The sequence below is a fragment of the Acidovorax sp. 99 genome (assembly GCF_003096455.1).
Taxonomy (GTDB): Bacteria; Pseudomonadota; Gammaproteobacteria; order Burkholderiales; family Burkholderiaceae_C; genus Acidovorax; species Acidovorax delafieldii.
The window spans coordinates 1,961,601-1,988,485 of record NZ_QEKU01000001.1; the positions used below are offsets into that span (position 1 = coordinate 1,961,601).

Consider the following 26,885-nt stretch of genomic DNA (forward strand, 5'->3'; position numbering starts at 1 on the left):
CGGGCTTGGCCTTTCAACGCTGGCTGGTCCAGCGCCTGGCGGGGCTGGCCGATACCAACTGATAACGGGCAGTCCTCTCAATCTGCGCCAGAAACGAACATGCCCCGACCAGCGGGGCATGGGTGTGGGAACACAAACAGGCGCTGAACGGGCAGCGCTCAGGCTTTCACATCCAGCAAGGAGCCCATCATTTCGTCCTGCGTCTTGATGGTCTGCAGATTGGCCTTGAACGCGTAGGTGGCCGACATCTGCTCCACCGCCTCTTGCTCCAGCGCCACGCCCTTGGCGTCCTGTTCGCGCTGCACGGTGGCTCGCACGCCGGCGCTTTCGGCCACTTCTTCTTGTGCAACCACCTCGCGGCGGTAGCCGGGGGTGTTCATGTTGGCCACGTTGTTGGCCGACGCGTCCAGCCGCAACTGGGCGGCCTGGAGGCCTGAACTGCCGATGGAGGAAATGCTGGCCATGGGCGTTGCTCCCGATGTCACACAATGTTGCAAAGAAGGCGAATTGTCCGCCGCGCCACGGCCGCTGGCAAGCCGCAGCCCCGCAATACCCCTGTCAGCGAGCGGGCCGGTGCGCATCCTCCAGGCACTGCGCAAACGCTTGGGCCGCCCGGGAGGGCGCGGGCGAGCGGCGCATGAGGCTCACGAACTGACAGTGGTAGTGGAACAGCGCCGGGTTCACCGCCTGCATGCGGCCCTGGCGCTCGAACGCCTCGGCGTAGTGGTCGGGCAAAAACCCGAGAAAGCGGCCCGACAGGATCAGCGTGGCGATGGACTCCTGGTCAAACCCCGTGGCCGCACGCTGCAGCCGGGCCTGGTGGCTCAACTCCATATTGGGCGAGTGGTAGCCCAGCCCCGCAAACTGGTAGCCGCGCACAGCATGCCAGTCGGCCGGAGGCGATGACGCCCCAAACAGCGGGTGGCCCGCACCGCAGTACAGCAGCATGGTCTCGCCAAACAGGTCGGCGTAGGCCAGGCTTTGCGAGCTGCGGTGCGCGGGGATAATGCCCACCTGGTAGCTGCCGTCGATCACACCGCGCTCGATGGCGTTGATGGAGCCCACATGCAGTTGCAGTTGCACATCGGGGGCCTGGGCGGTGAAGGCGGCAATCGCCTCGCCAATGCGGGCGGCCGGGTTGCTGGCGGTTTTGTCGAACACCGCCACGGCCAGCTGCCCGCCCATGCGCGAGTGGATGTCGTCCACGCTATCGCGAAAGCTGCGCACCGAGGCCAGCAAACGCAGGGTTTCGTCATACACCCGCTGCCCCTCGGCCGTCAGCGCAAACCCCGCCCGCCCCCGGCGGCACAGCGTGAGGCCCAGGCGGGCTTCCAGGTCCTTGATGTGGCGGCTGACGGTGCTGGTGCCGATGTTCAGCTCCAGCTCGGCGGCCGACATGCCGCCGCACTCCACCACGCTCTTGAACACCTGCAGCAGGCGCAGGTCCATGTCGCTGAGCTGGCCCAGCACAGCGCGGTGTTTGCCCGGTACTGCGGGCACTGTAGCTTGGGGGGATGGAACCGGGTCTTTTACTTGCATAAATCGTCAAGTAAACATTGATATTGGATTATTTGAGAGATTAACAGGCGGCGCAACAATGCCCTACGTCAAGCCCCAGGCCGCTGGGGCTGTCCGCTTTTTGTCGCCGCCTTTGCACTGGAGAACCCCATGAGCTTCGTCAACATCGAAAAACCCGCCGCTGGCGCCGAAGGCCCCCGCATGGACGCCGAGTGGCTGGACGCGCACTGGATGCCCTATACGGCCAACCGCCAGTTCAAGGCCAACCCGCGCATGATCGTGGAGGGCAGCGGTGCCTACTACACCGACTCCGAAGGCCGCAAAATTTTTGACGGCCTCTCGGGCCTCTGGTGCGCGGGCCTGGGCCATGGCCGCCGCGAGATCGCCGAAGCCATCGGCAAGCAGGCGATGAAGCTCGATTACGCGCCCGCCTTCCAGTTTGGCCACCCGCTGTCGTTCGAGCTGGCCAACCGCGTCAAAGAGCTGACACCCGCAGGGCTGGACTATGTGTTCTTCACCGGCTCGGGCTCCGAGTCGGCCGATACGTCTCTGAAGATGGCCCGCGCTTACTGGCGTGCCAAGGGCCAGGGCACCAAGACGCGCCTGATCGGCCGCGAAAAGGGCTACCACGGCGTGAACTTTGGCGGCATTTCGGTGGGCGGCATCGTGGCCAACCGCAAGCTGTTTGGCCAGGGCGTGGAGGCCGACCACCTGCCCCACACCCAGCCCCCTGCAGGCTCGTTCCACAAGGGCATGCCGCCCACGGGCAAGGAGCTGGCCGACCGCCTGCTGGAAGTGATTGCGCTGCACGATGCATCGAACATCGCGGCAGTCATCGTCGAGCCCTTCTCGGGCTCCGCCGGTGTGGTGATCCCGCCCGTGGGCTACCTGCAGCGCCTGCGCGAGATCTGCACACAAAACAACATCTTGCTGATTTTTGACGAGGTGATCAGCGGTTTTGGCCGCAGCGGTGCCTGGACGGGGGCCGAAGCCTTTGGCGTGACGCCCGACATCCTGAACTTTGCCAAGCAAGTCACCAACGGTGCGCAGCCGCTGGGCGGCGTGGTGGCCACCAAGGAAATCTACGACACCTTCATGGCCGCAGGCGGGCCGGAGTACATGCTCGAATTCCCGCACGGCTACACCTACTCGGCCCACCCCGTGGCCTGCGCAGCGGGCATTGCGGCACTCGACATCCTGCAAAAGGAAGACATGATCGGCCGCGTGAAGGCGCTGGCCCCGTACTTCGAGCAGGCTGTGCACAGCCTCAAGGGCGCCAAGCATGTGGCCGACATCCGCAACTTTGGCCTGGCGGCCGGCTTCACCATTGCGGCGCTGCCCGGCGAGCCTGCCAAGCGCCCCTATGAGATCGCCATGAACTGCTGGAAGAAGGGCTTTTACGTGCGCTACGGTGGCGACACCATCCAGCTGGCACCGCCCTTCATCAGCACCCAGGCCGAAATCGACCGCCTGATCAGCGCCCTGGGCGACGCCCTGCAAGAAACCGCCTGAGCTTCCTTCGCCAGCCAGCCTGCCCCTCCATGCGCATTTCCATCCTCACCTTCGATGCCTTCAACGACCTGGATTCGCTGGTGGCATTTGGCATGCTCAATCGCATCGCGCTGCTGGGCGACAAGGACTGGCAGGTGCGCATTGCGAGCCCCACGCCCCGCATCACGTCCATGAACGGGCTGACCATCGACGCGCACGAAGACCTGAGCCAGTTGGCTGAGGCCGACGCGGTGCTGGTGGGCAGCGGCATGAAGACGCGTGAGGTGGCCAACACCCCCGCGCTGATGGAACAGCTAAGGGTGCTGAACCCCGCCCGCCAGTTGCTGGCGGCGCAGTGCTCTGGCACCTTCCTGCTCAGCCGCTTGGGCCTGCTGAGCGGCACGCCCGCCTGTACGGACCTGACCAGCAAGCCGTGGGTGGTTGAGTCGGGCGTGGACGTGGTGCCGCGCGCGTTTGCGGCCCACGGCAACGTGGCCACGGCGGGCGGGTGCCTGGCCTCGCAGTACCTGGTGGCGTGGCTGATCGCCCGTCTCAAGGGGCTGGACGCCGCGCGCGAAGTGCTGCACTACTTTGCCCCGGTGGGCGAGAAGCAGGAGTTCATCGACCGCGCCTTGGGGCATGTGCTGCCCGCGCTGGAGCCCCAGGCTGCTGCGGCTTGAATACTATAAATTTGATAGCTATCAGCGCATGTTTCACTAGCGCTTGTGGCACTTTTTACTTGAAATCACCATGAACCACGACAAAAACGTCACCACCACCATCGGCCACCTGATTGACGGCCAGATCGTCGCTGACACCGCCCGTACGCAGCCCGTGTTTGACCCCGCCACCGGCCTGTCCACCACCAGCGTGGCCCTGGCAAGCCAGGCCACGGTCGAGGCGGCCATTGCCTCGGCCGAGGCCGCGTTTCCGGCCTGGCGCAACACGCCGCCGCTCAAGCGTGCGCGCGTGATGAGCAAGCTCAAAGTGCTGCTGGAAGAAAACGCCGACAAGATCGCCGCCCTGATCACCGCCGAACACGGCAAGGTGCTGGCCGACGCGCACGGCGAGCTGCAGCGCGGCATTGAGAACGTGGAATACGCGAGCTACGCGCCCGAACTGCTCAAGGGCGAGCACAGCCGCAACGTGGGCCCCAACATCGACTCATGGAGTGAGTTCCAGGCGCTGGGCGTCACTGCAGGCATCACGCCCTTCAACTTCCCGGCCATGGTGCCGCTGTGGATGTGGCCCATGGCCGTGGCCTGCGGCAACACCTTTGTGCTCAAGCCTTCGGAGCGCGATCCCTCCTCCACGCTGTTCATCGCCCAGCTCGCGTTGGAAGCGGGCCTGCCGCCCGGCGTGCTCAACGTGGTCAACGGCGACAAGCTGGCCGTGGACACGCTGCTGCGCGACCCCCGCGTCAAGGCCGTGAGCTTTGTGGGCTCCACCCCCATTGCCGAATACATCTACGCCGAAGGCTGCAAACACGGCAAGCGCGTGCAGGCCCTGGGCGGTGCCAAGAACCACGCCGTGCTGATGCCCGACGCCGACGTAGGCAACGCCGTGAGCGCGCTGATGGGCGCGGCCTACGGCTCGTGTGGCGAGCGCTGCATGGCCATCCCTCTGCTGGTCGCCGTGGGCGACGAAGTGGGTGACGCCGTGATCGCAGGCCTCAAGACCGAGATCGCCAAGATGAAGGTCGGCCCCGGCACCGACAACAGCAACGACATGGGCCCGCTGGTCACCAAGCCCCACTTCGAGAAGGTGAAGGCCTATGTGGACAGCGGCGTGGCAGAAGGCGCCACGCTGGTGGTGGATGGCCGTGGCGTGAAGGTGGCGGCAGGCCACGAGAACGGCTATTTCCTGGGCGCCTGTCTGTTTGACAACGTCAAGCCCGGCATGAAGATCTACCAGGAAGAAATCTTCGGCCCCGTGCTGGGCGTGGTACGCGTGAAGACGCTGCAGGAAGCCATGCAGCTCATCAACGACCATGAATATGGCAACGGCACCTGCATCTTCACCCGCGACGGCGAGGCCGCCCGCTACTTCACCGACCACATCCAGGTCGGCATGGTGGGCGTGAACGTGCCCCTGCCCGTGCCGGTTGCCTACCACTCGTTCGGCGGCTGGAAGCGCAGCCTGTTCGGCGACCTGCACGCCTACGGTCCCGACGCCGTGCGCTTCTACACCAAGCGCAAGACCATCACGCAGCGCTGGCCCTCGGCGGGCGTGCGTGAGGGGGCGGTGTTCAGCTTCCCGAGCAGCCGCTGAAGCACTAGCGTCCACTTTTCGACGAAAAGGCCCCACGTGGGGCCTTTTTTCGTTCCGTGCCGTGCCAGGGGGTTTGAAGGCGAGCCATGCAAATGCGCATGGCTGGCGTGGCATGCCGTCTTTTGGCGCAAGAAGAGCCCATGAAGCGACCCGTTTTCGGATGCCGAGGTCTTACCCCTCAAAAAGCAAAACACTTCATAGCTTTTGTGCATGGATACGGAGGTCTCAAAACCCTGCCCGCACGACACAATCAATGGGCAAACAGCCCCTCTGTAAGCAGATTCGCTTACTAGGGTTTTTACGCACATCCCCCTACAATCGCAGACCCTTACAAAGCTGACAGCCTGCTGCAGACCCGCTGGAGTACGGTTTTGGCCCCTCACCCCTGAGTTGGAGACACTGAATGCCCGAGAACACCACGGCCCAGAACAACAACGATTCCGACAAGCGTGCCCAGTTGCGCCGTGCCGCTCTCGAGTACCACGAGTTTCCCAAGCCCGGCAAGCTGGCGATTGCCGCGACCAAGCAGATGATCAACCAGCACGATCTCGCGCTGGCGTACTCGCCCGGCGTGGCCGCGCCCTGCGAAGAGATCGTCAAGGACCCGGCCAACGCCTTCCGCTACACCTCTCGCGGCAACTTGGTCGCCGTGATCAGCAACGGCACGGCCGTTCTGGGCCTGGGCGACATTGGTGCGCTGGCCTCCAAGCCGGTGATGGAAGGCAAGGCCGTCCTGTTCAAGAAGTTCGCGGGCGTGGACGTGTTCGACATCGAGATCGACGAGAAGGACCCCGCCAAGCTGGTGGAGGTGATTGCTGCACTGGAGCCGACCTTTGGCGCCGTGAACCTCGAAGACATCAAGGCCCCCGACTGCTTCTATGTGGAGCGCGAGCTGCGCAAGCGCATGAAGATCCCGGTCTTCCACGACGACCAGCACGGCACGGCGATCACGGTGGCGGCTGCCGTCGTGAATGCTCTCAAGGTCGCCAACAAGAAGATCGAAGACGTGAAGCTGGTCACCAGCGGCGCGGGTGCTGCGGCCCTGGCCTGCCTGAACCTGCTGCTCAAGGTGGGCGTGCAGCGCAAGAACGTGTTTGTCACCGACCTGGCTGGTGTGGTGTATGAAGGCCGCGAAGAGCTGATGGACGACGACAAGCGCCAGTTCATGCAGAAGACCGACGCGCGCAAGCTGGCCGAGGTGATGGTGGGGGCGGACGTGTTCCTGGGCCTGTCGGCCGGCAACGTGCTCAAGCCCGAGATGGTGGCCACCATGGCCGAACGCCCGGTGATCTTCGCGCTGGCCAACCCCAACCCCGAGATCACGCCCGAGCTGGCGCACAGTGTGCGCAACGACATCATCATGGCCACGGGCCGCTCGGACTATCCGAACCAGGTGAACAACGTCCTGTGCTTCCCGTACATCTTCCGTGGGGCACTGGACTGCGGTGCCACCACCATCACCGATGAGATGGAGATTGCCGCGGTGCACGCGATTGCCGAGCTGGCACAGGCCGAACAAAGCGAGGTGGTGGCCGCCGCCTACGTGGGCGAGAAGCTGACCTTCGGGCCCGAGTACCTGATTCCCAAGCCGTTCGACCCGCGCCTGATGATGAAGATCGCGCCCGCCGTGGCCCAGGCCGCCATGGACAGCGGCGTGGCACAGCGCCCCATCGCCGACATGGACGCGTACCGCGACCGGCTGCAGACCTTTGTGTATGCCTCGGGCACGACGATGAAGCCCATCTTCGACGCGGCCCGCAATGCCGCCAAGAAGCGGGTGGCCTATGCCGAGGGCGAAGAAGAACGCGTGCTGCGTGCTGCGCAGATCGTGGTGGACGAAAAGGTGGCGCGCCCCACGCTGATCGGCCGCCCCGCCATCATCGCCCAGCGCATCGAAAAGTTTGGCCTGCGCCTGAAGGAAGGCGTGGACTACGACGTGGTCAACACCGACTTCGACCACCGCTACCGCGACTTCTGGCAGACCTACCACCGCATGACCGAGCGCAAAGGCATCACCCAGCAGGTTGCCAAGATCGAGATGCGCCGCCGCCTCACGCTCATCGGTTCGATGATGCTGCACAAGGGCGAAGTGGACGGCCTGATCTGCGGTACTTGGGGCACCACCGCCAACCACCTGATGTACATCGACCAGGTCATCGGCAAGCACGCGGGCGGGGCCGACAGCACGGCCCAGGACGTTCCGGTGTACGCCTGCATGAACGGCCTGATGCTGCCCGGCCGCCAGGTGTTCCTGGTGGACACGCACGTCAACTACGACCCGACGCCGCAGGAGCTCGCTGAGATCACCGCCCTGGCCGCCGAAGAAATGATGCGCTTTGGCATCAAGCCCAAGGCCGCGCTGCTGTCGCACTCCAACTTCGGCACCAGCAACAGCCCCAGCGCGGTAAAGATGCGCCAGACCCTGGAGCTGCTGCGCCAGCAGGCGCCCTGGCTGGAAGTGGACGGTGAAATGCATGGCGACGTGGCGCTGGACGGCAAGGCCCGTTCGGCACTCATGCCCAGCAGCGAGCTGACTGGCGACGCCAACCTGCTGGTGTTCCCCAACATCGACGCCGCCAACATTGCCTACAACCTGCTCAAGACCGCGGCGGGTGGCGGCATTGCCATCGGCCCCGTGCTGCTGGGGGCGGCCAAGCCGGTTCATATCCTGACACCCAGTGCCACCGTGCGTCGTATCGTGAACATGACAGCCCTCACCGTGGCCGATGCCAACGCCCTGCGGTAAGCCCTAAAAGAATAGCAAGCGCTAACTTAAAACCCCTGCAAAGCCCTTCAGCGTCTGCCCAATCTTTGTGCAGACGCTTGCTTTTTGGGGACCGTTGAGCGACACTAGCGGGTCGAAATTTCGGGTTAACCCGTAGTTTCTGAAAGGTTCGTTGATGCTGAAGGCTGTAGCCACCCGGGCGCGCAAGGCAGGGTTATTGTGTGTTTTGGGTGTTGCTTTCGTGCTGTCTCCGGTCGCGGGACATGCCCGGAAATCCCCGTCCACCGACGGGTCCATCACCCCCATCGCACTGGCCGAGTTGCCGCCCCAAGGGCGGACAACGTATGCGCTGATCCGTGAGGGCGGGCCCTTTCCGTACGACAAGGACGGATCGGTTTTTGGCAATCGCGAGCGGCTGTTGCCCGCCCAAAAGCGGGGCTACTACCGTGAATACACCGTCAGAACACCAGGATCGCGCGACCGGGGAGCCCGGCGCATCGTGTGTGGCGGCAAGCCCCGGATGCCGGATGCCTGCTACTACACCAGCGACCACTACGCCAGTTTTCGCGAGATCGTCGAGTAACCCCAATGCGTCGTACGCCAGCCCATCCCTGAAAGCGTACGCCGCGCCCCATTGAATTCCCCATTCACAGGCCGCATCCTGCAGCCTGTGAGATGCCAGAAGTTTGTGGACTTTATAAAGAAAGAGTAGCGGAGATGCAGACGCCACTTCGTAAAGACCTGGAAACGCCACTGCGTGGCGTGCGCACCAACATCGTGCAGTCCATTCGCGCCTTCCGCGTGCAGGACCTGCAGGATGCAGCCACCTCCATGGGTCACCATTTCTTGTACGCCAATCTGGCCCACGCGCAGTCCAAGCAGGATGTGCTGGACCTGATTGCCGCCCAATTCACGTTCCCGTCGCACTTCGGCAAGAACTTCGATGCGTTGTACGACTGCATGACAGACCCCTTGCACAAATCAGGCCCGCAGCCTGGTTTCATCGTGGTGCTTGAGCAGATTCCTGCCACGGGCAAGTTCGACAAGGAAGCGCGCGAGCAGCTGCTCGACATCTTCCGTGACGCGGCCGACTACTGGGGTGATCGCAAGATCCCCTTCCGGTGTTTCTATTCTTTTCTGTAGCCCGTTCTGCATCCACCAGCCAAGCAGAACGGGCGAACGAGGCTAGCGACACCCAGGCCGTGGAAGGCATCGAGATCAACGGCGAACCCGCTGAAAAGATGCCCACCGACAAGCTTGTGGACGTGTCGCCCATGGCGCTGCGCATGAGCAGCCCTTTCAATGCCGGGTATTGGCTCAGCGCCGCCTGAATTCGGTACATCCCCCTGAGCGGCTTATGCCGCTTCCCCCTTCTCTCGGCTTCGCCGGGAAGGGGGACGACACCAGCGCGGCGGGGCGGCCCTTGCGCGGTGTCTCTGGTCTGGGCAGCGACAGTTGCCATGGCTGTTACGAGGTCCAGCGTTGTAGCTGCAGGAACGGCATTGATTGCAGTGCGCCGGCTAGCTCAGTGCAACCCAACGCACCTTACTGGATAGAAAAAGCTGCCTAGCGCCCATCGAACAAGCGCTGTCAGCTATCAATTCAAGAGCAATTCTGCGCCAGGGCCACGTATTCGGCCACGGGCACTTCCTCGGCGCGGCGCTGGGTGTCGAATTCACCAGCAAACTGGCGGGCTTCGAGCCAGCGGCCCAGCGTGTGGCGCAGCAGCTTGCGGCGCTGGCTGAAGGCGACCTGCACCAGCTCTTCCAGCAGCGGCACAGACAAGGCCGCAGGCTCTGCATGCGGCACCATGCGCACCACGGCGCTGTCCACGCGGGGCGGCGGGTCAAAGCTCTCGGGCGGCACGAACAGCACGTTTTCCATGGCGTAGCGCCATTGCAGCATCACCGACAGGCGTCCGTAATCGCCCGTGGCGGGGCTGGCCACCATGCGGTCGATCACTTCCTTTTGCAGCATGAAATGCTGGTCTTCGATGACCTGCACATGGCCCAGCAGATGGAACAGGATGGGTGTGGAGATGTTGTAGGGCAGGTTGCCCACCACGCGCAACCGCAAACCGGGCTGTCCTGCCTTGTCACGCAGGGTCTGCGCCAATGCGGTGAAGTCCACTTTGAGCACGTCCGACTCAATCACGTCGAGCTGGCCATGCAGGCGCAGGCGCAGCGCCAGGTCGCGGTCCAGTTCGATGACCGTGAGGCGCCCCAGGCGTTCCACCAAGGGCTGCGTCAGCGCGGCCAGACCGGGCCCGATCTCGACCATGGGTTGGCCGGGCAGCGGCGCAATGGCTTGCACGATGCCGTCGATGATGCCCTGGTCGGACAGGAAATGCTGTCCGAAGCGCTTGCGGGGAATGTGTTTCATGCCATTGGCTCGCTGATGTCTTCGATATGCCGAGCCACGGCATGCGAGCTATGCAAGGGGCGCGATCCAGACCAGCAGCAGCCGCGCAAGGGCCGCCCCGCCGCGCTGGCGGCGTCCCCCTTCCCGAATCGCGCAGCGATTTGAGAGAAGGGGGAAGGCGCGCAGCGCCTCAGGGGGATGCACTTATTCATCACTGGGGTGGCTCGCGGTACTCGACATACGCGCGCCCGCGCAACTCCTGCGCCCAGGTGGCATAGGCCTCGTCGAGCTTCTTCTCGCGCACCACGTTGCGTGCCATGTCGCGCTGCTCGCGCTGGGTGAGCTTGGCCTCGCGGCGTTCGAGCAGCTGGATCAGGTGCACGCCAAAACGCGAAACCAGGGGTTCGCTGATGTCACCGGGCTTGAGGGCGTCCAGCGCTTGCTCGAACTCGGGGACATACCGGCCTGGGTTGGCCCAGCCGAGGTCGCCGCCCTCCTTGGAACTGCCGTCCTTTGAATGCTCGCGCGCCAGGGCTGCAAAGTCGGCCTGCCCCGCCAGCACGCGGCGGCGGTAGTCGGCCAGGCGCGCGGCGGCGGCGGCTTCGGACAACTGGGGGCCCGTGCGCAGCAAAATGTGGCGCGCATGGTTTTGCACTACCGTGGTCGGCATACCCGCCGTCACACGTTCCACCACCTTGAGCACGTGAAAGCCCGCTGGCGAGCGCACCGGGCCCACGATGGAGCCCACCGGCAGGCCGAGGGTGGAGTTCACAAACAGTTCCGGATAACGGTCTGCAGGCCGCAGGCCCAGCAACCCGCCAGCCCGCTGGCCTTCAGGCGCATCGGAGAACTCGCGGGCCACCGCTGCAAAGTCTTCGCCCGCACGCACCTTGTCGGCCGCTCGCTGTGCGCGTGCCTGCCGCTCGGCCACCTGCGTGGGGGTGGCGTTTTCAGGCACCAGCACCAGCACATGGCCCAGGTTGATCTCCATGGCGGCGACATCCGTGCCCTTTTGCTCTTCACGCAGGAACTGGTCCACGTCCAGATCGCTCACCTTCACCCGCGCTTCGACTTCGCGCTCGCGCAGGCGCTGCTGCAGCAACTGGTTGCGCAGCTCTTCGCGAAAACGGTCCTTGCTCATTCCATCGCGGGCCAGGCGCGCATACAGCTCGTCCACTGTCATGTCGTTCTGGCGGGCCACGCCCTGCTCGGCCTGCGACACGGCGTAGTCATCGACCTTGATGCCCGATTCGCGGGCCTGCTGCAGCTGCACCTTCTCCAGGATGATGCGTTCGAGGACTTCGCGCGCCAGCGCATCGCGCGGTGGCATGGCACCGCCCTGCTTGGCGATCTGCGCCTCGGCACGTGCCAGGCGCGAGCGCACCTCGTAGTTGGTCACGGGCTCGGAGTTGACCACCGCCACGATGAAATCGGCCGAGCGCGGGGCCGTGCTGGTGGAGGGCGCGGGCAGCGTGATGGAGGGCACGGCAGCAGGGCGCGCATTCAGCGAAGACGGCGAGGAAGACAACCCTGTCTTGCCCGAGGACGAGGTCCCCGAGGGGCGCAGGCCCTGGGCCGCAGCGCCTTGCGCCACGAGGGATGCCAACGCGGCCGTCAAGGCCAGTGCGAATACACGGTGGTTCATGGTCTAGTCGTAGTTGCTGAAGCGGCTGGGCGTGGAGACCTGCTCGCGCAGGTTCTGGTAACGCGGCACATTTTGCTTGAAAGAGTCGAGCGGGCTGGAGCCCAGGCTCAGGCGGGAGAAGCCCACGAATTCGATCTGGAACAGCAGCCGCGTGTTGGAGCTGGTCACGCTGCTTTGCAGGCGCTCCAGCACCACGCGGCCAATCCAGCAGCAGCTGTCGTACTCGAAGCCCACCACGGTGTCCACGAGTTTGCGGTCCTTCATGCTGTAGTTCAGGCGGCCCACGCTGTACCAGCGCCCGCCGCCCTGGCCGCGACCGGGGCCCAGGTCTTTGCCCTTGTCGCCCCACAGGTCGTTCAGCGGCCACTGCCAGCCGATGTCGATCTGCTCGCTGGTGCCACGTTGCAGGCGGTAGGCCGCGCTCACCGTGCGGTAGTTGCTGGGGCTATAGCGCGCACCGATGGTCGAACGGATGGACTGCCCGGTCTTGGGGTTGTACTGCACGGTGGAGTCAAAGCCCCACTGCGGTGTCCAGTAGATGCCCGCGCCCAGCAGCAGGTCCGACAGGCGCTCGCTGACCGGCGTGCCCCCTGGCAGGGTGACCTTCTGGTCCGAAAAACGCACCCGCTGGGCAATGCCGAAGCGCGCTGCCTGGGCACCAGTGTCGGGGTCCAGCAGGCGTGTGGTCACGCCCAGGGTCAGCAGGTTGTTGTCGGCCAGCCGGTCGTTGCCGCCAAACGCGTTCTCTGTGTAGATGGTGGCGAAGTTGAAGTCATTGGCCGCTGTGTCATACACCGGCAGCATGCTCTGGTCGCGGTAGGGCGTGTAGGTGTAGAACGCCCGGGGCTCCAGTGTCTGCAGGAAGGCGCGACCAAAGTAGGCGGTGTCGCGCTCAAACACCAGGCCGCTGTCCAGGCTGAAGGTAGGCAGCGTGCGGCTGGCCGAGCGCTGGCCGTTGGACAGAGCCGAGTCAAACTGGTACTGCGTGGCGTGCAGCTGCAGGCGCGGGGTGATGAAGCCGCCCGGCGACAGGAAGGGGCGGCTGATCTGCGCCATGGCGTAGCTGCGATCGGCATTGGGCTGGCCCGTGAGCGCTCGGGCCGCTTCAAAGCGCGTGGTGTCCAGCTCCACGCTGGCATCGAATCCACCGCCCAGCTGCGAGGGGTTGTAGCGCCATTGCACCTGCGGCATGCGGTCATACGGGGGCACGATGGGCGAGCTCACGTCTTGCAGCGTCTGCCACTTGAGCGTGCGCACCGTGGCCGACATGTCGTTGCGGCCCCAGGACAGGATCGCATCGTTGGGCAGCAGGCGCTGGCGCAGTTGATCCGTAGCACGGCTGAAGTCGCGCCAGTAGTTGTCATCACTCACGCGGTTGAGGTTGAGGTTCAGCCCCAGCCCGCCGATGCCGGTGTCGAACGCGCCTTCGTGTTTGCCGCTAAAGCTCCAGCGCACACGGTCGCGCAGACGGTCGGTGGGCATCACGTCGGCACTGATCTGGCCTTTGTAGGTTGGCTCCAGGTAGCGGAACTCGCCGCCCACGTTGGCGCCTCGTTTGGTCATTAGCGCGGCGCGCAAGGTGGCATCCCGGTTGGGCGCGATGTTCCAGTAGTACGGCTGCATGTAGGTCACGCCATCCCGACTGTCGAGCCCGACGGTGGGCGGCAGCAGGCCTGACTTGCGCTTTTCCGACAGCGGGAAGCTGATGTACGGAATGGGCAGCACCGAGATGCCCTTGAACTCCAGCACCGCATCTTCGGCGGTGCCCACCTCTTCCTCGTTGTCAATGCGGATGGTGGCGGCGCGCAGCACCCAGTCGGGCTGCCAGCTTTCCTCGTTGCCACGCTCGCAGGTGGTGTAGGTGCCGTTGTGCACCACGGCGCGGTAGCGGTCCACAAAGTCCACCCGCGTCGCATCTCCATGCGCCTGCGTGGCCAGGAAGCGGTAGCGCGCGTCGCTGAAAAAGCCCTCGAAGGCCTCCACCCGCAGCTCCAGCGCCGTGCCTTCGTAGACGTTGCCTGCGCGGTTGATGCGCACCTTGCCGTTGGCCTTGGCCAGGTCCTCGGGCACGTTGTAGTCGAGCCGGTCGGCGCGGATGACCGTGTCGCCGCGGCGCAGCTCGGCGTTGCCTTCAATCAGTGCGTTCAGGTCGGTCTGGCCGCTGATGTGGTCGCCCTTCACAAAGACGGGCAATTGCGAGCGCACGGCGTCGGGAATCTTTTCCTGCAGCAGGGGTGACGTGCGCAGCACCGGCGGCGCATCCCAGGCGCTGGGCGCGGCTCCGTCCTGGGCCAGAGCCGCCAGCGGCAGGCCACACCAGGCCAGCGCAACGCCCAGGGCCAGCACGCGGGGCACGGGGGGCCGCAGCCGCGCAGACTTCGCCATGGCGGGCCGGGCGCGAAGGGAGGTGAGGTTCTGCACGGTGAGGGGCTGGCAGCGTGGCACGTGGGGTGTTGAGGGGCGGTAGCGGACAAAGGGACCGGTCGTGGCCAGCGCGCACGGCGCCAGCCACGACCGGTTTGTAAAATCGGATTATCCATGAGCCACCCCATCCCCCCATCGCCCGCCGGCCAGCCCCTGGGCGCCACCGTGGCCGCACCTGCTGCGCCCGCCGCCTCCACCCCTGTCAGCTGGCCTGATGCAGCCCGCCGCGCGGCCTTCGAAGCCTGGTTGGCGCCTCTCGTGGGCCCCCACCAGCTGCTGCCTGCCACGCTGCGCCCCGCCTCGGCCGATGCCAGCTTCCGCCGCTACCTGCGCATCGACACAGCCACGGGCGCCAGCCGCATCGTCATGGACGCACCGCCCGACAAGGAAAACTGCCAGCCGTTTGTGCAGGTGCAGGGCCTGATGGCCGCCGCGGGGCTGAATGTGCCGCAGATCCTGGCGTTTGATGCGCCCACAGGCTTCATGCTGCTGTCCGACCTGGGCCACCAGACGGTGATCGAGCGGCTGAACCCCGAAAATCCCCGGGACGCCTACGCCTGGTACCAGCAGGCCACCGATGTGCTGCTGCAGTGGCAAAAGGCGTCCACCCCCGGTGTGCTGCCCGCCTACGACGAGGCGTTGCTGCGCCGCGAGCTGGCGCTGTTCCCCGACTGGTACCTCGCCCAGCACCGCAGCGTCACGCTGGATGACAAGCAACAGGCCACCTTGAGCAGCGCCTTTGACGCCATCGTGGCGCACAACCTGGCCGCCCCGCAGGTGTATGTGCACCGCGACTTCATGACCCGCAACCTGATGGCACCTGCCGCACAGGGCGCCCCCTTGGGCGTGCTGGACTTCCAGGACGCGGTCTACGGCCCCATCACCTACGACATTGCCAGCCTGCTGCGCGATGCGTTCATCAGCTGGGAAGAAGAATTCGTCATCGACATTACCGTGCGTTACTGGGAAAAGGCGCGCAAGGCCGGACTGCTGGGCGCCACCAGCGCCAGCGGCTGGGGCGATGACTTTGGCGAGTTCTACCGCGCGGTGGAGTGGATGGGCCTGCAGCGGCACCTCAAGGTCGCGGGCATTTTTGCGCGCCTGACCTTGCGCGACGGCAAGCCCAAGTACCTGACCGATGCGCCCCGCTTCATCGCCTACATCCGCGCCACCGCCAACCGCTACCGCCAGCTGGGCCCGCTGCTCAAGATGCTGGACCAGATCGAAGGCACCGAGCCCGTGGTGGGCTTTGCGTACGGCCGGATGTAGCCCTGGCCGCCTGCACGCACGGCACACCCCCATAAATCAAGCAAAAACCGGCTCAAGCGCACACAAATCATGCGCTAGCAGCTATTACAAAGATAGCAAATGCCCCGTTTCCATTGCCCAGCCCCCCTGGCCACCGGCGCCGAGCTGGACCTGCCCCCGGGCGCTGCACGCCATGTGCAGGTGCTGCGCCTGCAACCTGGTGACGGCATCACGCTGTTCCACGGCGGCCAGAGCGCGGCCGACCCGGGCGGCGAGTTCGATGCCACCGTGGTCAAGATGGGCCGCAGCGATGTGCGCGTGCTGGTGGGGGCGCACCACGCCATCGAGCGCGAGGCGCCCCGCGCCGTGCACCTGCTGGCGGGTATCACCGCCAACGAGCGCATGGACTGGCTGGTCGAGAAAGCCACCGAACTGGGCGTGGCCAGCATCACCCCACTGGTGGCCGAGCGCAGCGTGCTCAAGCTCAAGGGCGAGCGCGCCGACAAGAAGATCGGCCACTGGCAGGCCGTGGCCGTGGCCGCCTGCGAGCAGTGCGGCCGCAACCGCGTGCCGGTGGTGCACGCCGCCATCGACCTGGCTGGCTGGCTGCGTTCACCAGGGCAGGGCCTGACATCTCCCGAGACACGGGACACCCCCCAGCGCCTGCTGCTGTCGCTGCGGGCCGGTACCGTGCCGCTGCGCGAGGCCAGGGGCAGCGCGGATGGCCAGCGCCCCGTGCTGTTCCTCTCGGGCCCAGAGGGCGGCCTGAGCGCTGCGGAAGAGGAGCTGGCGCTGCAACACGGCTTCGCCCCCGTCACGCTGGGTCCGCGTGTGCTGCGTGCCGAGACGGCCCCGCTGGCCGCCTTGGCCGCGCTCACGCTGTAGCGCGACACCCCGCGCGCAGGTCGGGCTCGCCACGCGGGCCCCAGGCCCGGTCAAGGCCCGGACAAGCCCTGGGGGGGCTATACGCACGGCACTACCTCACCGTAAAATCTCCGACCAGCCGGTAACCCAGGATCACACGGGTTTCGGGCCACCCCGCCCGCGCGCCGCGCGGCCCTCTCTCCTGGCCGGAACCCCCCACCTTGCGCCCACCCGCCCGCTGGCAGCGCCTCAAGGATGTGATCCTCTCCACCGACCCCCGGCGGCGCACGCTGGTGGGCATGGCCTTGCTGGCGCTCACGCTGATGGCAGGCAGCGCCGGCGTGATGCTGCTGGTGGCACATTCCAGCACCTCCGTGGACCAGACTGCCGTGCAATGGTGGGCCGCCCTGTCGGTGGGCGGCCTGGTGGTCATGACGGCCTTCATCCGCTCCGGCGAAACCGCCCGCCTGCGCGACCCCTCGCTCACCATCCCGCAAATGGTCTGGACCATCACCAGCGGCGCCGTGGCCTATGTGCTGGCAGGCGATGCGCGCGGGCTGGTGCCCAGCGTGCTGGCAATGATCCTGTTCTTTGGCACCTTCGGCCTCACGGTGGCCGAGGTGATCGGCATTGGCGTGTATGCGCTGCTGGCCTTTGCCAGCGCCATCGGCGTCAGTTCGCGCTTCAACGCCAACGCCTCGGGCTACCTCGACACCGCCTACGCGCTGATGGTGCTCATCGTGCTCAGCGGCTGCATTGCGCTGAACCTGCGCATCCAGCGCATCCGCGCCAAGCTGCAGCAGCAGCGCGAGGCACTGGCCCAGGCGCTCGAAGTCAACCGCGAACTGGCCACCCGCGACGAGCTGACAGGCCTCATCAACCGCCGCGCCATGCTCGACCTGATGGCGCTGGAGCACCGCCGCAGCCTGCGCAGCGGCCGCCCGCTGCTGCTGGCGCAGCTGGACATCGACCACTTCAAACCCATCAACGACCAGCACGGCCACGCCACCGGCGACCGCGCGCTGCAGGCGTTTGCGGGCACCGTGCGCGCCAGCGTGCGCGACACCGATGTGCTGGCCCGCTGGGGTGGCGAGGAGTTTGTGCTGATGCTCACCGACACCTCGGCAGACCACGCGCGCGAGTTGCTCGAACGCATCCGCCAGGCCGTGCAGGCGCTGGAGATTGCCCACAGCGCAGGCTCACTGCACCTCACGGTGTCCATCGGCCTGGCGCAGCACCTGCCCGGAGACACCGTGGAGCACACGCTGGAACGCGCCGACCAGGCGCTTTACCGCGCCAAGGCCCTGGGCCGCAACCGCGTGGTGGTGGCGCCTGCCGCCCACCGTACCGTGGCGGCAGGGTCTAACGCACGGGCTTGATCGTGCCGCAGTCAGCGGCGAGCCACTTGCCGTTTTGCACCATGTCGATCTGCTCGGGCTTGCCGTTGGACGTGGTCTTGACCTTGAAATTGCCCGTGTAGGCCGTGGGCCCCTGGAAGGTCATCGTGCCCTCGCCCGTGGTGGGCGGCTGGCCTTGGGTGCCCTTGCAGCTGAACGTCATCGCCACCGCGTTGGGGCCCGTGCGTTGCACGTTCTGTGTGCAGCCCTCCTGCGCCGGAATGCGGTCCAGGTCGGCCTGCTCGGGGCTGATGCAGACCTTCACGGTGTTACCGCTGGGGCCCATGCTCACGCCCTGCTGGGCCATGGCTTGCTCCATCTGCTTGCGCTGCGCGGGCGTCAGGCTGGCCATGGACTTCTGCATCTGCGCCATTGCAGCCTCCAGCTGGCCGCTCTGGCTTCTCATGGTCACGCTGTTCTCCCACAGGCCGGGCCGCAGCTTCTGGGGCTGGGCGTGGGCAGTGCAGAGCACAGCGAAGGAAACGGCAAACACGAAAGCGCGGGGGATGGTGGTGTGCATGGTGTGGGGGCCTCAGTGCCAGCGGCTGGGACCACAGTATCGGCAAGCACGCCCCGGCTGCCAAGTGGAGACGGAGCACTTCAGGGGCCACGATCGACGGCACGCTCTCTCCGAAAGACGCCGGACCGCTCAAGCACTCAGGTGCGGCGGCGCGCGCAGCTGCTCGGGGGTGGTGAAGTAGGCCGCCGACGCCCCCAGGGCCGCACGCGCCTGCGCCAGCTCGTGGCGCGCCACGGTGCGCAGGTGCACCTCGTCGGGCCCATCCATCAGCCGCAGCGCGCGGCCCCAGGTCCAGAAGGCGGCCAGCGGCGTGTCGGGCGACAGGCCCATGGCGCCAAAGATCTGCATGGCGCGGTCCACCACGCGCTGCTGCAGGCGCGCAGCCACCACCTTGATGGCAGCGACCTGCGCACGCACGGCGCGCGGGTCCGCCGCATCGGCTGATTCGCCCTGGTCCAGCAGCCACGCAGCGTGCAGCACCAGCAGGCGCGCTTGGTCGATCTCGATGCGCGACTCGGCCAGCCACTCCTGCACGTTGGCCTGATCGGCCAGCGGCTTGCCAAACGCCGTGCGCTCCAGCGCGCGCTCGGTGGCCAGGCGCAGCGCCAGCTCGCACTGGCCGATGGTGCGCATGCAGTGGTGCACACGGCCCGGGCCCAGGCGCGCCTGCGCCATCGCAAACCCCGCCCCCCAGTCGCCCAGCAGGTGGTCCGCAGGCACACGCACGCCCTGCAGCAGAATCTCGCAATGCCCCTCGGGCGCATGGTGGTGCAGCACGGGGATGTTGCGCACGATCTGCACACCCGGCGTGTCCACGGGCACCAGCACCATGCTGTGGCGGCGGTGGCTGTCTGCACCATCGGCATCCGCATTGCGGCACAGCACGATGAGCAGTTGGCAGTGCGGATGCGCCGCGCCGGTGATGAACCACTTGCGGCCGCTGAGCACCAGGCCATCCCCCTCGCGTCGCACCGTGGTCTGCAGGTTCGTGGGGTCGGAAGAGGCCACATCGGGCTCGCTCATCGCAAAGGCCGAACGCATCTGGCCGTCCAGCAACGGTACCAGCCAGCGGGCGCGCTGCGCGGGTGTGGCAAAGCGGTGCAGCAGCTCGATGTTGCCGGTGTCCGGCGCCTGGCAGTTGAACACCTCGGCCGCCCAGGGCAGGCGGCCCATGGCCTCGGCCAGTGGTGCGTAGTCGAGGTTGGACAGGCGGGTGCCCGGCTCGTCCTCGCGCAGCGTGGGCAAGAAAAGGTTCCACAGCCCTTCTTCACGGGCCAGGGCCTTGAGGTCTTCCAGGAACGGCGGCGGGTAGTCGCGCGCGGCCACGGCCGCATGCCAGGCGGCGTTGTAGGGCAGCAGATAACGGTCGATGAACGCCAGCAGGCGATCACGCAGTTGCAGAGCCAGGGGGGAAGGTGCGAAGTCCATGCGGACATTGTGAAAACAGCGCCAGCACACGTCACAACGCAAGCGACAACGGGCTTGACGCACATCACGGCCTGCCCGGAGCGCCCTCAGGGAGGCAAACACAGCGCTATTCTATTGATAGCTATCAAGGCATATTGCACTAGCGCTACCAGCCTCTTTTGCTTGAAATTTCGCTGAGCGCCCCCCTGCACACGGGTACCATGGCCCCATGAGTACCCACTACGAAACCCTGCAACACGCCGACACCTACCGCGAGGCGTTTGCGGTCGAGCCCCCTGCGGCGCTGGGTGAACGCCACCTGTGGCCCCGCAAGCCAGGTTTGTTTATCGTGCATGCCGCGACGGCCGCCGCCCTGGCACAAGGGCCCACCAGCCCGGCCGAGGAGACCGCTCCACCAACAACTGCATCAGACCCCCCCAGCAACGCCGCCCCCCACCGGGTACTGGTGCCTGCGCAATGGGGCCTGGTGCCGCACTGGGTCAAGTCGGCGTCCGACGCGAAACTGCGCGCACCCAAGCTGGTCAACGCCAAGTCCGACACCGCCTCCACCGGCACGGCGTTTCGCGACGCATGGCTGAACGGCCAGCGCTGCATCGTGCCCATGGCTGCGTTTTATGAAGACGACCTGCGCAGCGGCAAGGCCGTGCCCACCCGCGTGGCGCGCGTGGACGGCAAACCCATGGGCGTGGCAGGCCTGTGGGCGCGCTGGCAGGGCGCTGACGGCGAGGTGATCATCAGCTACTGCCTGCTCACGGTGAACGCCAACAACCACGCGCTGCTGCACCGCTACGGCCAGCCCGGCAGCGAAAAAAGCATGCCCGCCATCCTGAACGAAGGCGCGTACGACGCGTGGCTCACGGCCCGGCCGGAAAAGGCCAAGGAGTTCATGCGCCAGTACGCGGCGCAGTGGCTCACGGCCAACCCGGTGGAAAAAAAGGCGGACAATGTGCCCAAGGGATTTCTGGACTGAACCAGGCCCCTGTAGCGCACCCGCGCCGTGCGATGGCCTCTCCACCTACCCACCGACCTGCAGCTGCGGCTCCCCCAGCGACAGCATCAACCGGTTGGCCCAGTTGAAGAAGGCGGCGCCTTGCAGCGCGTCGGCAATGGCGTAGTCATCCAGCCCCACGGCACGCAAGCCGTCGATATGCTCCGGGCCAAAGTCCGACGGTGTGGCCGACAGTGCTGCGGATGCGGCCACGATGGCGTTCCAGCGGGGGCCCAGGTCGGCAGACACCCCTTCATCGAGCAAGCGCTGCACATCGCCCTCGCGGTGCGAAAAATGTGACGCAAACCGGGCGTGCACCGACGCGCAATAGATGCAGCCATTGAAACGCGACGTGGCCGTGGCCGACAGCTCGCGCTCTGCGCGCGGCAGGCCTGCATCGGGGTTGTAGAAGATGTCCTTGTCGGTGCGCGTGCGGGCGCCCAGGGTGTCCGGGTCGCGCGCCAACAGGCGAAAGTAGGGCGACTTGGCGCGCGCGGCGTCCACCAGGCCTGCATAGTGGCGATCGGTCAGTTCGTCCTCGGGCAGCGGCGCCAGCCAGGGCAGCCATTCAAGCTGGGCCTGCGTGAAAGCGGTCGGCTCCTGGTTGTCGGGGTGTGTCAGTGGGGTGTCGCTCATGGCTGGACCTCGGTGGTTTGGGGCAACGCAGGGTGTGCCGCCAGTGCCCGCAGGCCGACCACCACACGGATCTGGAACGACAAGAACGCCACCAGCTGCGACAGGATCACGATGTCGGTGGCCGACCAGCCCGCGTTCAGCAGCTCTTGCAGCGCTTGTGGGCTGGCATCGCGCGGGCGAAACACCAGCAGGTTCGCGTGCTCCAGCGCGGCAGACAGCCGGGCGCCCAGCACCGCACGCGCGGTGGGCGCCACGCGGTACACCGGCCCCTCGGCATCTTCTGCACTCAACGGCCCTGCGGGATAGCGGCCATACGGGCCACGCGCCGCGCCATGCGCGATCTCTGCCGCAATGGCCGGGGTCAGCCCGGGCGGTGCATCGTGGGCCACCAAGGCGGCGGCATAAAAGCCCGCAGCCTCGGGCTGCTGGTGCAGGCCCGCCACAAACGCGGCCACCGCATGCCGCTCTGCCAGCGTCACGCTGCCGGGCACCGGCGCTGTGGGCGCAAACAGCGCCAGGTAGCTTGTGTGGGCATGGGTGCGCGCCTGCAAGCGATGGCGGCGCACGGTGTCGAGGGCATCGCCCGGCCGGATGCCGACCAGCAGGTCGATCACGTCAGGGACTGTGCCTTGGAGAGCAAGGGTGTTTGTCATGCGGGTTCCGGAGTACGTTCAGCAGGCGATGGGGCCAGGGTGGAGGGCACAGATACAGGCTTGCGCACCCAGCCCAATGCCGGAGCCACCTGGGTCGCAGTCAATTCGATGGAACGCAGGATGTGCTCGTGCGGCGGGTCCACCGAATGCACCTGGAACACGATGTCAGTGGTGCGCGCCAGTGCTGTGTCGGCCTGCAGCGAGGCGATCACATCATCCGGTGTGCCCACGTGCACGTCGTAGGCGGCAATCAGCTCGGCCAGTGGGGCTTGTGGCCCAGGGCGCGGCGCTTGTCCTGGCAACACAGCGGCGGCAAAGCGGGCGGCGGCGCGGCGCAGGCCCACATCGGCTAGGTGCAATGCCTCCTCGCGATCATCGGCAACGAACAGGCTGCGCGAGCCCACGATGCGTGGGGTGATGCCGGGCGGCAGCGCAGCCAGGTACGCATCAATGATCGGGTGCTGCAGGTCTGACAGCGAGGCCGCGGGCGCCTCTACCGAGCGCGGCTGGGTGCGCGACAGCATCAGCCCGTCGCCCGCCTGCCCCGCACGCACACCACCCAACACCGAAAACGTGGCCTGCCAGATGCGTGCCAGCAAATGTTCGGCGGCAGGGTACAGCCGGTCACCGCCCGCCAAGGGCCGCCCGGCCCAGGCTTCACGCACCAGCGCGAGGTGCCTGGCATAGACGCTGGCGCGGTCGTCGCTGGTGATGCCAAAGGCGGCGAACGACTCGGGCGTGCCGCCCGTGCCCACGCCCACCTCCAGCCGCCCACCCGAGAGCAGGTCCAGCACGATCGCGTCCTCGGCGACACGCACGGCGTTCTCCATGGGCAGGGTCACGATGCCAGTGCCCAGGCGGATGCGCCGCGTGCGCGCCGCCACATGGGCCAGAAAGACAAACGGTGAGGGCAGGCCGCCCTCGTGTTCGTGGAAGTGGTGTTGGGCCACCCAGGCGGAGTCGAAGCCAAAGGCCTCGGCGTGGGCGATCTGCTCGGTCACCAGCCGGTAGCGTTCACCGGCTGGCACGTCGTCAAGCAGCCTGCTGAAAAACCCCAGGCGCTTGGCGGAGGTGAGTGGTGTGGGTGTCGATAGGGTCATGGTGATGGTTCTTCTTTCCGGGGATGGCTGCAATGAGTTCACGCGTGTAGTCGCTGCCGGGTCGCAGGAACACGTCTTCCACGCGGCCCGCGTCCACCTGGCGGCCGGCCTGCAGTACCGAGACGGTGTCTGCGATCTGGCGCACCACGGCGAGGTCGTGCGAGATAAAGAGGTAGGTCAGGCCCAGGTCGCGCTGCAGCGTCTCCAGCAGCGCCAGGATCTGCGCCTGCACCGTCACGTCCAGGGCCGACACCGCCTCGTCGAGCACCAGCACGCGGGGCTGCAGCACCAGGGCGCGCGCAATGGCCACGCGCTGGCGCTGGCCGCCGGACAGGGCGCGCGGGCGGCGCTCCAGCACGGCGGGCGGCAGGCCGACGCGGGCCAGGATGTCGTGCACGCGGCGCGCGCGCTCGGCGGCGGGCAGCGGCTCGAAGTTGAGCAGCGGCTCTTCGATGATCTGGAAGATGGTCTGGCGCGGGTCCAGCGAGCTGAACGGGTTCTGGTAGACCAGCTGTACCGTGCGGCGAAACTGCCGCAGGGCCTCGCCGCGCAGGGTGGTGAGGTCCGTGCCCTCGATGACGATGCGGCCCGCCGTGGGCTGGCGAAAGCCCACCACGTCGCGGATGGTGGTGGTCTTGCCCGAACCGGACTCGCCCACGATGGCATGCGTGGTGCCGCGCCGCACGCGGAAGGACACGCCGTCCACCGCGCGGAAAGGCTCTTTGCGGCCGGCTACGTCGAAGTCGTGTACCAGGCCGTCCACCACGATGGCGAAGTCCTCGGGGCGCTCAGGCGTGTCGTTGGCGGCGGCGGCACGGGCCGGGCGAAACGCCCCCTGCGAACGCGAAGGCGCATCGGCCAGCAGCTTGCGCGTGTAGGCGCTGTGCGGGTTGCGCAGCACGCTGGCGGTGTCGCCCTGCTCCTGGATGCGCCCGCCCTGCAGCACCACCAGCCGGTTGGCCCGGTCGGCCGCCACGCCCAGGTCGTGCGTGACCAGCAGCACGGCGGTGCCGAACTCGCTGCGCAGTTCGTCGATGAGGTCAAGGATGCGCCGCTGTACCGTCACGTCGAGCGCGCTGGTGGGCTCGTCGGCAATGATGAGCGCGGGCTGCAGCGCAATGGCAATGGCGATCAGCACGCGCTGCTTCATGCCGCCCGACAGCTCGTGCGGGTACTGCCGCGCACGCAGCTCGGGCTGCGACAGGCCCACCTTGGCCAGCAGGTCAACCACGCGCCGCGCGATGGCCTGGCGATCGCCGTAGCGGTGGATCTTCAAAATCTCGCCCACCTGCTCGCCCACCGTGCGCACGGGGTTGAGCGAGCTGGTCGGATCCTGCGGAATGAGGCTCACCACGCGGCCGCGCACGCTGTCGAAGCGGTCGGGCGACCAGCCAGCGACGTCCGTACCGTTCAGGCGAATCGCGCCATGCTCCACCCGGCCGTTGTCGGCCAGCAGCCCGATGAGGGCTTGCGCGGTGGTGGTCTTGCCCGAGCCAGACTCGCCCACCAGCGCCACGACCTCGCCGGGGGCAATGGCGAACGACACACCGTGCACGACGCGCTGCTCGTGGTCCTTGTCGCGGTAGGTGATGGAGAGGTTCTCCACCTCCAGCACCGGCGGCGGCGCCACGGCCTGGGCGATGGTGGTCATGCGCGCCCCTTCGTCAACGCTGCGCTGATGCGGTTGGCCGCCAGCACCACGGCCACCACCACCAGCCCGGGCACGGTGGTGAGCCACCAGGCCGTCGAGATGTAGTTGCGCCCTTCGGCGATGAGCAGGCCCCATTCGGGGGTGGGCGGCGGCGCGCCGTAGCCCAAAAACCCCAGCGTCGAGATCGACAGGATGGCCGAGCCGAACTGCAGCGCCGCCATGGCGATCACCGAGGTCAGCGAGTTGGGCAGCACGTGGCGCCACAGCACGGCACCAAAGCGCCCGCCGCTGCCAAAGGCCGCCTCCACATAGTCGGAACGGCGCACGCGCACCACCTCGGACCGTGTAAGCCGCGCAAAGCTGGCCACCGACGCCACGCCCACCGCCACCGCGGCATTCAGCGTGCCGAAGCCCAGGATGATGATGATGGAGAGCGACAGCAGCAGCGACGGCACCGACAGCAGCACATCGACGGTGCGCATGATCACGTCCTCCACCCAGCCGCCGATGGACCCGGCCAGCACGCCCAGCAGCGTGCCCAGCACCAGCCCCACTGCCACCGCCAGGAATGCGCCTGACAGCGAATGCACCGCACCGAACACCAGCCGCGCATAGCCGTCGCGCCCCAGCGCATCCGTGCCCAGCCAGTGCGCAGCCGACGGCGCCTGCAGTTGCTGGCCGGCCACGCCCACCGTGGCGCTGTAGCTGGTGAAGGCACCGGGCGCGACGGCCCACAGCGCCACCAGCGCAAGAACGCCCCAGGCCAGCCACAGGCTGATGGGTGCCCTGCGCGCGCGCTGCACCAGGCGGCGGCCCCATGTGCCACTGTGCGCGCGCGGCGGCGGGGCGGCAGGGATAGGCACCGTGGGCACCACGACAGCAGCAGGCGCCGCCACGGCACGTTCAAAGCGGTGTGGGGTCGGCTGTGCGGTACCCGTGAAAGCGCCCAGGCTGGCGGTCGAAGACGTGGTGGTCATGCGGGATCTCCTCAGGTGCCCAGGCGCGAACGCAGGCGGGGGTCGAACACGGGGTAGAGCAGGTCCACCACCAGGTTGATGAACACGAAGGCCGTGGCCGAGACCACCACCACCGCCTGCAGCACAGCGGTGTCCTGGTTGCCCACGGCCTGCTGCGTGAGACTGCCCAGGCCGTTGAGGCCGAACACTGCCTCGGTCACCACGGCCCCAGCCAGCAGCTCGCCAAACAGCACGCCCGCAATCGTCAGCGTGGGCAGCACCGCGTTGCGCGCCACGTGTTTCCACAACACCCACTGGCGTGTGGCGCCCTTGGCGCGCGCCACGGCCACGAAAGGCTGGGTGAGTACCTCGTCGATGTTGCGGATCAATATCTGCGCCAGCGGCGCGGCGATGGGGATGGCCAGCGTGAGGGTGGGCAGCACCAGGCCCTGCCACTTGCCGGGGTTAATCACCGGAATCCAACCCAGGCGGAACGACACCACTTGGATCAGCATGATCCCCAGCCAGAACACCGGCACCGAGATGAACAGCGAAGGCAGCGACTGCAGCGCCGAGCGCAGCCAGCCCCAGCGCGTGAGCTGCGAGGCAAAGGCCAGCAACACCGCCAGCAACAACGCCGCCGCAGAACCCAGCCCCGCCAGGCGCAGCGTGGGCGGCAGGTTGGTGGCCAGCCCCTGGCTCACCGGCACGCCCGCCTGTACCGAGTAACCGAAGTTGCCACTGAGGAAGCCCAGCAGCGTGTGTTGGTACTGCTGCCACACCGACGTGTCGGCCCCATAGGCCGCGCGGATGTCGGCGATCTCCTGCGGGCCCAGGCCCAGCTCGGGGTTCAGGAACTTGATCAAGATCGCATCACCCGGCAACAGCTGGAGCAGCACGAACGACGCCGTGAAGGCGGCCCACAGCACCAGCAGGGCCTGCCCGGTGCGGTTGGCGAGGTACTTGATGAACATATCGATCATTCCTTGTGCTGCAAAGGGCGCTGGGC

Annotated in this window: 24 protein-coding genes; 11 read left to right on the top strand and 13 right to left on the bottom strand. The window is 66.8% G+C overall.

Going from position 1 to position 26,885, the window contains the following annotated elements; translation table 11 throughout:
• Positions 1-158: 158 nt before the first annotated feature.
• Together C8C95_RS09200 and C8C95_RS09205 are read right to left on the bottom strand one after the other, a co-directional pair.
• Positions 159-464 (bottom strand): flagellar basal body protein, encoded by a 306-nt coding sequence (locus C8C95_RS09200; RefSeq protein ID WP_015016359.1) that lies wholly within the window; start codon positions 462-464, stop codon positions 159-161.
• 94 nt (positions 465-558) lie between these two features.
• On the bottom strand, positions 559-1,539 hold the full coding sequence (locus C8C95_RS09205) for a LysR family transcriptional regulator (protein WP_207780591.1): 981 nt from the start codon (positions 1,537-1,539) through the stop codon (positions 559-561).
• Positions 1,540-1,668: 129 nt separating this feature from the next.
• Here C8C95_RS09205 and C8C95_RS09210 point away from each other — a divergent pair, with 129 nt between their 5' ends.
• The 7 genes from C8C95_RS09210 (at position 1,669) to C8C95_RS23500 (ending at position 9,336) form a co-directional block, all read left to right on the top strand.
• Positions 1,669-3,030 carry an aspartate aminotransferase family protein gene (locus C8C95_RS09210; RefSeq protein ID WP_116748378.1) on the top strand — a complete coding sequence of 454 codons (1,362 nt, stop codon included), beginning with the start codon at positions 1,669-1,671 and terminating at the stop codon, positions 3,028-3,030.
• Between the two features lie 29 nt (positions 3,031-3,059).
• Complete coding sequence (locus tag C8C95_RS09215) at positions 3,060-3,689, top strand: DJ-1/PfpI family protein (RefSeq protein ID WP_116748379.1); 630 nt, start codon at positions 3,060-3,062, stop codon at positions 3,687-3,689.
• Between the two features lie 70 nt (positions 3,690-3,759).
• A complete protein-coding gene (locus tag C8C95_RS09220; RefSeq protein WP_056742690.1) occupies positions 3,760-5,280 on the top strand; it encodes a CoA-acylating methylmalonate-semialdehyde dehydrogenase in 1,521 nt (506 codons plus the stop codon).
• Between the two features lie 403 nt (positions 5,281-5,683).
• Positions 5,684-8,026, top strand: coding sequence for an NADP-dependent malic enzyme (locus C8C95_RS09225; RefSeq protein WP_116748380.1), 2,343 nt, complete (start codon positions 5,684-5,686; stop codon positions 8,024-8,026).
• Between the two features lie 154 nt (positions 8,027-8,180).
• Positions 8,181-8,588: a ribonuclease gene (locus C8C95_RS09230; protein WP_056056729.1), complete on the top strand. Its 408-nt coding sequence runs from the start codon at positions 8,181-8,183 to the stop codon at positions 8,586-8,588.
• 134 nt (positions 8,589-8,722) lie between these two features.
• Complete coding sequence (locus C8C95_RS09235) at positions 8,723-9,148, top strand: barstar family protein (RefSeq protein ID WP_015016366.1); 426 nt, start codon at positions 8,723-8,725, stop codon at positions 9,146-9,148.
• A complete protein-coding gene (locus C8C95_RS23500; protein WP_015016367.1) occupies positions 9,127-9,336 on the top strand; it encodes a hypothetical protein in 210 nt (69 codons plus the stop codon). Before C8C95_RS09235 ends, C8C95_RS23500 begins: the two co-directional genes overlap by 22 nt.
• A 271-nt stretch (positions 9,337-9,607) precedes the next feature.
• Here the strand turns inward: C8C95_RS23500 and rsmA are convergent, their stop codons facing one another.
• From rsmA to C8C95_RS09260, 3 genes are all read right to left on the bottom strand, one after another.
• Positions 9,608-10,387: a 16S rRNA (adenine(1518)-N(6)/adenine(1519)-N(6))-dimethyltransferase RsmA gene (gene rsmA, locus C8C95_RS09245; protein WP_116748382.1), complete on the bottom strand. Its 780-nt coding sequence runs from the start codon at positions 10,385-10,387 to the stop codon at positions 9,608-9,610.
• Positions 10,388-10,577: 190 nt separating this feature from the next.
• Entirely contained in the window at positions 10,578-12,011 is a 1,434-nt protein-coding gene (locus C8C95_RS09255) for a peptidylprolyl isomerase (protein ID WP_116748383.1), read from the bottom strand.
• Positions 12,012-12,014: 3 nt separating this feature from the next.
• On the bottom strand, positions 12,015-14,396 hold the full coding sequence (locus C8C95_RS09260; protein ID WP_116748384.1) for an LPS-assembly protein LptD: 2,382 nt from the start codon (positions 14,394-14,396) through the stop codon (positions 12,015-12,017).
• Positions 14,397-14,549: 153 nt separating this feature from the next.
• Between C8C95_RS09260 and C8C95_RS09265 the strand changes: the two genes are divergently transcribed.
• The 3 genes from C8C95_RS09265 (at position 14,550) to C8C95_RS09275 (ending at position 17,926) form a co-directional block, all read left to right on the top strand.
• On the top strand, positions 14,550-15,704 hold the full coding sequence (locus C8C95_RS09265) for a phosphotransferase (RefSeq protein ID WP_243415663.1): 1,155 nt from the start codon (positions 14,550-14,552) through the stop codon (positions 15,702-15,704).
• Between the two features lie 99 nt (positions 15,705-15,803).
• Positions 15,804-16,568 (top strand): 16S rRNA (uracil(1498)-N(3))-methyltransferase, encoded by a 765-nt coding sequence (locus C8C95_RS09270; RefSeq protein ID WP_116748385.1) that lies wholly within the window; start codon positions 15,804-15,806, stop codon positions 16,566-16,568.
• 200 nt (positions 16,569-16,768) lie between these two features.
• Positions 16,769-17,926 (top strand): diguanylate cyclase, encoded by a 1,158-nt coding sequence (locus tag C8C95_RS09275; RefSeq protein WP_116748386.1) that lies wholly within the window; start codon positions 16,769-16,771, stop codon positions 17,924-17,926.
• On the opposite strand, the gene C8C95_RS09280 is transcribed toward C8C95_RS09275, so the two are convergent.
• Both C8C95_RS09280 and C8C95_RS09285 read right to left on the bottom strand, forming a co-directional pair.
• Positions 17,910-18,464 carry a DUF3617 domain-containing protein gene (locus C8C95_RS09280; protein WP_116748387.1) on the bottom strand — a complete coding sequence of 185 codons (555 nt, stop codon included), beginning with the start codon at positions 18,462-18,464 and terminating at the stop codon, positions 17,910-17,912. The two genes, C8C95_RS09275 and C8C95_RS09280, sit on opposite strands and share 17 nt — an antisense overlap.
• A 129-nt stretch (positions 18,465-18,593) precedes the next feature.
• Positions 18,594-19,892, bottom strand: coding sequence for an acyl-CoA dehydrogenase family protein (locus tag C8C95_RS09285; RefSeq protein WP_116748388.1), 1,299 nt, complete (start codon positions 19,890-19,892; stop codon positions 18,594-18,596).
• Positions 19,893-20,100: 208 nt separating this feature from the next.
• On the opposite strand from C8C95_RS09285, the gene C8C95_RS09290 reads away from it, so the two are divergent.
• On the top strand, positions 20,101-20,862 hold the full coding sequence (locus C8C95_RS09290; protein WP_116748389.1) for an SOS response-associated peptidase family protein: 762 nt from the start codon (positions 20,101-20,103) through the stop codon (positions 20,860-20,862).
• Between the two features lie 45 nt (positions 20,863-20,907).
• On the opposite strand, the gene C8C95_RS09295 is transcribed toward C8C95_RS09290, so the two are convergent.
• Genes C8C95_RS09295 through C8C95_RS09320 form a run of 6 tightly spaced genes read right to left on the bottom strand, consistent with a single transcriptional unit; the run spans position 20,908 to position 26,850 of the window.
• Complete coding sequence (locus C8C95_RS09295; protein WP_116748390.1) at positions 20,908-21,516, bottom strand: alkylhydroperoxidase domain protein; 609 nt, start codon at positions 21,514-21,516, stop codon at positions 20,908-20,910.
• A complete protein-coding gene (locus C8C95_RS09300) occupies positions 21,513-22,169 on the bottom strand; it encodes a CMD domain protein (RefSeq protein WP_116748391.1) in 657 nt (218 codons plus the stop codon). Before C8C95_RS09300 ends, C8C95_RS09295 begins: the two co-directional genes overlap by 4 nt.
• The gene (locus C8C95_RS09305) at positions 22,166-23,269 is read right to left on the bottom strand and encodes a putative FMN-dependent luciferase-like monooxygenase (protein ID WP_116748392.1); all 1,104 of its coding nucleotides are present in this window, start codon (positions 23,267-23,269) and stop codon (positions 22,166-22,168) included. Before C8C95_RS09305 ends, C8C95_RS09300 begins: the two co-directional genes overlap by 4 nt.
• The gene (locus C8C95_RS09310; RefSeq protein ID WP_116748393.1) at positions 23,202-24,920 is read right to left on the bottom strand and encodes an ABC transporter ATP-binding protein; all 1,719 of its coding nucleotides are present in this window, start codon (positions 24,918-24,920) and stop codon (positions 23,202-23,204) included. Before C8C95_RS09310 ends, C8C95_RS09305 begins: the two co-directional genes overlap by 68 nt.
• Positions 24,917-25,897 (bottom strand): ABC transporter permease, encoded by a 981-nt coding sequence (locus C8C95_RS09315; RefSeq protein ID WP_116748394.1) that lies wholly within the window; start codon positions 25,895-25,897, stop codon positions 24,917-24,919. Before C8C95_RS09315 ends, C8C95_RS09310 begins: the two co-directional genes overlap by 4 nt.
• An 11-nt stretch (positions 25,898-25,908) precedes the next feature.
• Positions 25,909-26,850 (bottom strand): ABC transporter permease, encoded by a 942-nt coding sequence (locus C8C95_RS09320; RefSeq protein ID WP_116750210.1) that lies wholly within the window; start codon positions 26,848-26,850, stop codon positions 25,909-25,911.
• Positions 26,851-26,885 lie beyond the last annotated feature (35 nt).

Coding starts and splice junctions, on each gene's coding strand:
- C8C95_RS09230 (WP_056056729.1), top strand. CDS start 8,181: ATGCTGAAGGCTGTAGCCACCCGGGCGCGCAAGGCAGGGTTATTGTGT.
- C8C95_RS09255 (WP_116748383.1), bottom strand. CDS start 12,011: ATGAACCACCGTGTATTCGCACTGGCCTTGACGGCCGCGTTGGCATCC.
- C8C95_RS09225 (WP_116748380.1), top strand. CDS start 5,684: ATGCCCGAGAACACCACGGCCCAGAACAACAACGATTCCGACAAGCGT.
- C8C95_RS09215 (WP_116748379.1), top strand. CDS start 3,060: ATGCGCATTTCCATCCTCACCTTCGATGCCTTCAACGACCTGGATTCG.
- C8C95_RS09285 (WP_116748388.1), bottom strand. CDS start 19,892: ATGGACTTCGCACCTTCCCCCCTGGCTCTGCAACTGCGTGATCGCCTG.
- C8C95_RS09210 (WP_116748378.1), top strand. CDS start 1,669: ATGAGCTTCGTCAACATCGAAAAACCCGCCGCTGGCGCCGAAGGCCCC.
- C8C95_RS09200 (WP_015016359.1), bottom strand. CDS start 464: ATGGCCAGCATTTCCTCCATCGGCAGTTCAGGCCTCCAGGCCGCCCAG.
- rsmA (WP_116748382.1), bottom strand. CDS start 10,387: ATGAAACACATTCCCCGCAAGCGCTTCGGACAGCATTTCCTGTCCGAC.
- C8C95_RS09315 (WP_116748394.1), bottom strand. CDS start 25,897: ATGACCACCACGTCTTCGACCGCCAGCCTGGGCGCTTTCACGGGTACC.
- C8C95_RS09265 (WP_243415663.1), top strand. CDS start 14,550: ATGAGCCACCCCATCCCCCCATCGCCCGCCGGCCAGCCCCTGGGCGCC.
- C8C95_RS09310 (WP_116748393.1), bottom strand. CDS start 24,920: ATGACCACCATCGCCCAGGCCGTGGCGCCGCCGCCGGTGCTGGAGGTG.
- C8C95_RS09205 (WP_207780591.1), bottom strand. CDS start 1,539: ATGCAAGTAAAAGACCCGGTTCCATCCCCCCAAGCTACAGTGCCCGCA.
- C8C95_RS09235 (WP_015016366.1), top strand. CDS start 8,723: ATGCAGACGCCACTTCGTAAAGACCTGGAAACGCCACTGCGTGGCGTG.
- C8C95_RS09300 (WP_116748391.1), bottom strand. CDS start 22,169: ATGACAAACACCCTTGCTCTCCAAGGCACAGTCCCTGACGTGATCGAC.
- C8C95_RS09260 (WP_116748384.1), bottom strand. CDS start 14,396: ATGGCGAAGTCTGCGCGGCTGCGGCCCCCCGTGCCCCGCGTGCTGGCC.
- C8C95_RS09220 (WP_056742690.1), top strand. CDS start 3,760: ATGAACCACGACAAAAACGTCACCACCACCATCGGCCACCTGATTGAC.
- C8C95_RS09280 (WP_116748387.1), bottom strand. CDS start 18,464: ATGCACACCACCATCCCCCGCGCTTTCGTGTTTGCCGTTTCCTTCGCT.
- C8C95_RS09320 (WP_116750210.1), bottom strand. CDS start 26,850: ATGTTCATCAAGTACCTCGCCAACCGCACCGGGCAGGCCCTGCTGGTG.
- C8C95_RS09295 (WP_116748390.1), bottom strand. CDS start 21,516: ATGAGCGACACCCCACTGACACACCCCGACAACCAGGAGCCGACCGCT.
- C8C95_RS09290 (WP_116748389.1), top strand. CDS start 20,101: ATGAGTACCCACTACGAAACCCTGCAACACGCCGACACCTACCGCGAG.
- C8C95_RS09270 (WP_116748385.1), top strand. CDS start 15,804: ATGCCCCGTTTCCATTGCCCAGCCCCCCTGGCCACCGGCGCCGAGCTG.
- C8C95_RS09305 (WP_116748392.1), bottom strand. CDS start 23,269: ATGACCCTATCGACACCCACACCACTCACCTCCGCCAAGCGCCTGGGG.